The 2,938-nt window shown below is 72.3% G+C and carries 2 protein-coding genes; both read right to left on the minus strand.

Annotated elements, in window-relative coordinates; genetic code table 11:
• A partial coding sequence (locus ACFIF2_RS35730; RefSeq protein WP_395577460.1) for a beta-ketoacyl synthase N-terminal-like domain-containing protein occupies positions 1–809 on the minus strand: 809 nt, incomplete at its 3' end.
• 95 nt (positions 810–904) lie between these two features.
• Positions 905–2,938: beta-ketoacyl reductase (locus tag ACFIF2_RS35735; RefSeq protein ID WP_395577461.1), on the minus strand; the 2,034-nt coding region annotated here is incomplete at its 5' end.

Here is a 2,938-nt window from a genome sequence, read left to right on the forward strand (position 1 = left end):
CCCCAGCCGGTGCCGTCGGCACCCGCCGCGAAGGCCTTGCAGCGGCCGTCACCGGCCAGGCCACGCTGCCGGGAGAAGACCTCGAACAGGCGGGTCGTCGGCATGACCGTCACGCCGCCGGCCAGAGCGAGGTCGCACTCCCCCGCCCGCAGGGCACGGGCCGCCAGGTGGATGGCGACCAGCGAGGACGAGCACGCCGTACTGATCGTGACCGCAGGGCCCTCCAGTCCGAGCGTGTAGGAGATGCGGCCGGATAGCACGCTCGCGGAGGCGCCCGTGGCGAGGTAGGCGTGGGAGCGGTCGTCGGCACGCAGGAGAAGCGTCCCGTAGTCCTGGCCGTTCGAGCCCACGAACACGCCCGCGCGGCTGCCGTGCAGGGCCTTCGGGTCGATCCGCGACCGCTCGATCGCCTCCCACGAGCACTCCAGCAGCAGCCGCTGCTGCGGGTCCATGACCACGGCCTCACGCGGGGAGATACCGAAGAATTTCGGGTCGAACTGCCCCGCGCCGTCGAGGAATCCGCCTTCCCGCACATACGACTTGCCGGGGGCGTCCGGGTCGGGGTCGTACAGCCGCTCCACATCCCAGCCCCGGTCCTGCGGGAACTCCGAAACGGCGTCCGCGCCGTTCTCCAGCAGCGACCAGAACTCCTCCGGGCTGTTCACCCCGCCGGGCAGGCGGCAGCTCATCCCCACGATCGCGATCGGCTCGCGCTCGTTCTCCTCCAGTTCGTGCACCCGCTGCCGCGCCTCCTGGAGGTTCGCGGCGGTCTGCTTCAGGTAGTCGAGGAGCTCTTCGTCGTTGGGCATGTGGTAATCCGCTCCCGGTGCGTCAGGCAAGGTCGAAGGTCGGCGTGGCCGAACGGCGCAGCCAGGTGCGCCGGTCGTCGCGGTCAGTCAACTGGTCAGCGGGAGATGCCGAGTTCGTTGGTGAGGAAATCGAGCACTTCGGTGCGTGAGGCGGACTTCAGGTCGCGCAAGGACTCCGACCTGGGTTCGCAGGCGGCCTGCATGTCCTTGAGCCTGCGTCCGATGCGGGTGCGCGCCTCCGGGTCCAGCCCGGCGGCGGCGAGTTTGGCCGCGAGTGCGTCGAGTTCGGCGAGCAGGCCGTGCGCGGTGTCCGTCATGTGGGCGTCGTCGACGACCAGTTGCTCATGCAGGTGGTCGGCGAGCGAAGCCAGGGTCGGGTGGTCGTAGACGAGGGTCGCGGGTAGCTTCAGCCCGATGCGTACGGTCAGCAGGTTGCGCAGCTCGACGGCGGTCAGCGAGTCGAAGCCGATGGCGTGGAAGGAGCTGTCCGGGCCGATCGTCGCGCGCGTCTCGTGGCCCAGCACCCCGAGGACCAGTTCCTCCACGAGGTCCAGCACGGCCCGTCGGCGGTCGGCTTCGGGCAGGGCTGCCAGCTCGCTCACCAAGCCGCCCTCCTCGCCCTGACCACCTGGGCCGTCCTTTCGCTGCTCGCCCAGGGAGCGCACTTCAGGCAGGTCGGCGAGGAGCCGGCTGGGGCGCACCGCGGTGAAGTCGGCGACGAATCGCTGCCAGTCGACGTCCGCCACCACCTGCGTGGCCACCGGCTCGGCCATGACCTGCCGCAGGGCGGCGACGGCGCGGTCGGGGCTCATGAGCGGGAGGCCGTAGCGGCGCGTGCGGTGGGCTACGGCGGCGTCGGCCACCATGCCCGCGCCCTGCCAGGCGCCCCAGGCGACCGAAGTGGCGGGCAGGCCGTCGGCACGCCGCCGTTCGGCCAGGGCGTCGAGATAGGCGTTGGCGGCGGCGTAGTTGCCCTGTCCCTTGGTTCCGGTGGTTCCGGCCAGCGAGGAGAAGAGCACCAAGTGGACACCCCCGGCCGCCTCGTGGAGATTCAGTGCGCCCTTGGCCTTGACCTCCAGTGCGGCGGCGAGGCGCTGCGGGGTCAGGGCGTCGATCAGGCAGTCGTCCAGTACGCCCGCGGCGTGGACGACCGTGCTCAGCGGCCGTTCGGCCGGTACGGCGCCGATCAGCCGCCGCACCGCGTCCGCGTCGGTGACGTCGCAGGGCTCGATGGTCACGGAAGTTCCGGAGGCGCTGAGTTCGGCCAACAGCTCAGCGGCTCCGGGGGCGTCCGGGCCGCGCCGGCTGACCAGCAACAGGTGCTGGATGTCCTGGGTGACCAACCAGCGCGCCACGTTGGCTCCGACGCCCCCGGTGCCGCCGGTGACCAGCACGGTGCCGCTCGGCTGCCAGTCGTGGGCCGGGGCCGGTGCGGCGGAGCGTACCAGCCGACGAACGGCGACGCCGTCGGCCCGCACGGCCAGTTGGTCCTCGGCATCCGGAGCGGTGAGGGCCTGGGCGGCTAGGTCCCGCATCCGTTCGTCGGCACTTGCGGGCAGGTCGACGAGGCCGCCCCACAATTGGGGCTTCTCCAGCGCGGCGACCCGGCCGAGCCCCCACACGGCGGCCTGCACGGCATCGGCGGGGCCGTCGGCCTTCCCGGTCCTACCGGCCCCGTCGGCCCCGTCGACGGAGACCGCCTGTCGGGTGGCGACCCACAGCGGGCCGATGCCTAGCTCGTCACTGACCTGCACGGCCTGCGCCGTGGCGACCAGCCCTGTCGGCACCGCAGCCGCATCGGGATGCGGGCGGCCGTCGAGCGCCAGCAGGCTGAGCACACCGTCGACCCGACCGTCCCCGACACTCTCACGCACGGCCCCGGCCATCGCGTCCCGGTCGGCCGTCGCCGCGATCGGCACGCTGACGACTTCACACCCCCGCTCGGCCAGCATCTTCTCGGCCCCCTCCACCCAGGGCACCGACCCGTCCGACTCGGGCACCAGCAGCAGCCAGCGGCCGCAGAGCCGGCCCCCGGAGTCCCTCGTGCCGAGCCGCCGCCAGTCGATGCGGTACCGCCAGCCGCCGTCCTGAGCCGCCGAGGAAGCGGTGAACAGAGGAGGTACGTTGAG

This window comes from Streptomyces sp. BK79 (assembly GCF_044142145.1).
Taxonomy (GTDB): Bacteria; Actinomycetota; Actinomycetes; order Streptomycetales; family Streptomycetaceae; genus Streptomyces.